Annotated in this window: 3 protein-coding genes and 1 pseudogene; 2 read left to right on the plus strand and 2 right to left on the minus strand. The window is 74.0% G+C overall.

Going from position 1 to position 2758, the window contains the following annotated elements:
- A partial coding sequence (locus tag JS521_RS35090; RefSeq protein ID WP_205086906.1) for an ERAP1-like C-terminal domain-containing protein occupies window positions 1–1476 on the plus strand: 1476 nt, incomplete at its 5' end.
- 4 nt (window positions 1477–1480) lie between these two features.
- On the opposite strand, the gene JS521_RS35095 is transcribed toward JS521_RS35090, so the two are convergent.
- Window positions 1481–1852: an ArsR/SmtB family transcription factor gene (locus tag JS521_RS35095; RefSeq protein WP_205086907.1), complete on the minus strand. Its 372-nt coding sequence runs from the start codon at window positions 1850–1852 to the stop codon at window positions 1481–1483.
- A gap of 109 nt (window positions 1853–1961) precedes the next feature.
- Window positions 1962–2450, minus strand: coding sequence for an ATP-binding protein (locus JS521_RS35100; protein ID WP_239488266.1), 489 nt, complete (start codon window positions 2448–2450; stop codon window positions 1962–1964).
- A gap of 159 nt (window positions 2451–2609) precedes the next feature.
- On the opposite strand from JS521_RS35100, the pseudogene JS521_RS35105 reads away from it, so the two are divergent.
- Window positions 2610–2758: pseudogene (locus JS521_RS35105) on the plus strand (haloacid dehalogenase); the annotation flags it as partial.

A 2758-nucleotide genomic window follows, 5' to 3' on the forward strand; every position in this document is an offset into this window, starting at 1 on the left:
CCGGACCCCGACGCCGTCCCCGACACCGCCTCCGCCCTCCTCAACTTCGACGGCATCAGCTACGCCAAGGGCGCCTCCGCGCTCCGCCAACTCGTCGCCTGGCTCGGCGAGAAGGACTTCCTGGCCGGGATCAACACCCACTTCGCCCGCCACAGGTTCGGCAACGCCACCCTCGCCGACTTCATCGACAACCTGGCCTCCGCCACCGACCGCGACGTCCACGCCTGGGCCGAACAGTGGCTGCGCACCACCGGCATCGACACCCTCACCGCCGAGATCGGCGCCCCCGACCCCACCGAACCGGCCGGCCCCCCGGCCAACGGCAACGGACAGTCCTGGGCCCTCACCGTCACCCGCGACGGCTCCCGCCCCCACCGCATCACCGTCGGCGCCTACGACCACGCCCTCAACACCCAGGCAGGACCCGGACACCTCGCCCTGCGCGACCGCTTCGAGACCGACGTACCCGGTGACGGAACACCCACGATCCGCCCCGGCCACCGCCCCGCCCTCGTCGTCCTCAACGACGGCGACCTCACCTACGCCAAGGTCCGCCTGGACACCGCCTCCTGGGACACCGTCCTGACCGGCCTCTCCGGCATCCCGGACGCCCTCACCCGGGCCGTCCTGTGGAACACCGCCCGCGACATGGTCCGCGACGGCGACCTGCACCCCGCCACCTACCTCACGACCGCCCGCACCCACCTCCCGTACGAGAGCGACCTCGCCCTCGTCCAGGGCGTCCTCACCTTCGCCGCCGGCCAGATCGCCGACCGCTACGTCGCCCCCGAGGACCGCCCCGCAGCCCTCGCCACCCTCGCCGACCTCTGCCGCGACCTCATCCGCCGCACCGAGGACGGATCGCAGCCGGGCCTGCGCCTCATCGCCGTACGCCACTTCATCGACGCCGCCACCCAGCCCGACACCCTGCGCAGCTGGCTCGACGAGGGCACCGTCCACGGCGGACCCGAACTCGACCCCGAGCTGCGCTGGCGCATCCTCACCCGGCTCGCCGTCCTCGGCGCCACCGACGAGGCCGCCATCGCCACCGAACTGGCCGCGGACCCCAGCGCCACCGGCCGCGAAGGCGCCGCCCGCTGCCGCGCCGCCCTGCCCACCCCCGAGGCCAAGGCCGCCGCCTGGGACGCCCTGTTCACCGACGACACCCTGTCCAACTACCTCTTCACGGCCACCGCCCAGGGCTTCTGGCAGCCCGGCCAGGAAGAGGTGACCGGCGACTACGTGTCCCGCTTCTACCCGGACGCCATCGCGCTCGCCGCCCGCCGGGGCCCCGCCATCGCCGAGGCCGCCGGACGGTACGCCTTCCCCGCGTACGCCATCGACGCCGACAGCCTCGCCACCGGCGCCCGCGCCCTGGAGGACCCCGCCCTCATCCCCGCCCTGCGCCGCAAGCTCGTCGACCAGCTCGACGACCTCCGCCGCGCCCTCGCCGTACGGACGGCCGCCACCGGCTGAGCCGCTACGGGATGTCCTGACGGCCCGGGCGAGCATCGTCCGGGCCGTCGCCGTCCGACCGCAGATCGGCCAGCAGCTCCGCCTGGCCCGCCAGCACCCCGGTCAGAATCGTCCGCGCCACCCGCAGCAGCTCCGCCACCCCCGGATCGGCCAGCGTGTAGTGGACGGCCGACCCCTCCCGCCGGGCCGTCACCAGACCGGACCGGCGCAACACCGCCAACTGCTGCGACAGATGGGCGGCCTCCACCCCCACCTCGTTCAGCATCTCCGAGACCGCGTGATCGCGTTCACTGAGCAGTTCGAGCACCCGGATCCGGACCGGGTGCCCCAGCGTCTTGAAGAACTCCGCCTTCAACCGGTACAGCGGCGTGCTCACCTGCGGCACCCCGTCCCGTACGACGGGAGCCCGCCGCACCACTGCTGACCTGAACTCGTCTCCATGGGCTCATCCTCGCGCCTCCGCACCCCGGGCGTGCACCCGAGGGTCACCGCAGGCCGCGCCGCAGCGGCAGCGTGACCCAGATGCTCTTGCCGCCCTCGTCGGCATCGCCCCGCACCACCGCGCTGCCGCCCAGCGAGTGGGTCAGCTCCATCACGGTCGCCAGCCCTCGCCCCGGAGCTGTCCCGGCGGACGCGAACAGGACGGGACGGTACGGATGGCGGTCGTGCACGCCGAACGCGAACGTGTCGGGGCCGCCCGCGAACACCACCGTCACCTGCGGCGACAGCGCCGCCGCATGGCGCACGCTGTTGGCCACCAGCTCGCTGAGGATCAGCAGCGCCGGACCACGGCACGGCTCCCGCGCCGGCACGCCCCACTGCGCCAGCACCTGCTCGGTGGTCTCCCGGGCGACGCGCACCGCCTGCCCCGTCGTGGGCAGCGTCAGCACATGCCGGTAGGGCAGCGGATCGGACGGCGGTTCGGACGGCGGTTCGGGCTGCGGTTCGGGCAGCGGTTCGGGCGGCGTGAGCATCGCGCGGGCTCCCTGTCAGGGCGGAACGGCCCGTACAGCATGTAGTGAATTGCATAAATCTGCAATTCACTCATTGGGCAGGTGAGGGGCTGCCCCCGCACCCCGGTCCGGGAACTGCCCCGCACACCGGTCCCGAAATCGCACACCGATACCACCCCCGCCCGCCCCACCCCGGCCGCCAGCCGCGCCGCCCGGGGCTGGCTGGGCCTCGCCCCGCCCCCCCTCTGCCCCCCCGCCGCGGGCGGCCGGGGGCGCCCCTACCCGGACATGGTGCTGGCCGCCTTCCTGCGCACGGGGGCGGTGGACGA

The sequence above is a fragment of the Streptomyces durocortorensis genome, from assembly GCF_016901035.1.
GTDB lineage: Bacteria > Actinomycetota > Actinomycetes > Streptomycetales > Streptomycetaceae > Streptomyces > Streptomyces durocortorensis.

What these genes read in the sequence shown, in the direction of transcription:
- JS521_RS35100 (WP_239488266.1), bottom strand. Translation starts at nt 2,450, where the DNA reads ATGCTCACGCCGCCCGAACCGCTGCCCGAACCGCAGCCCGAACCGCCG.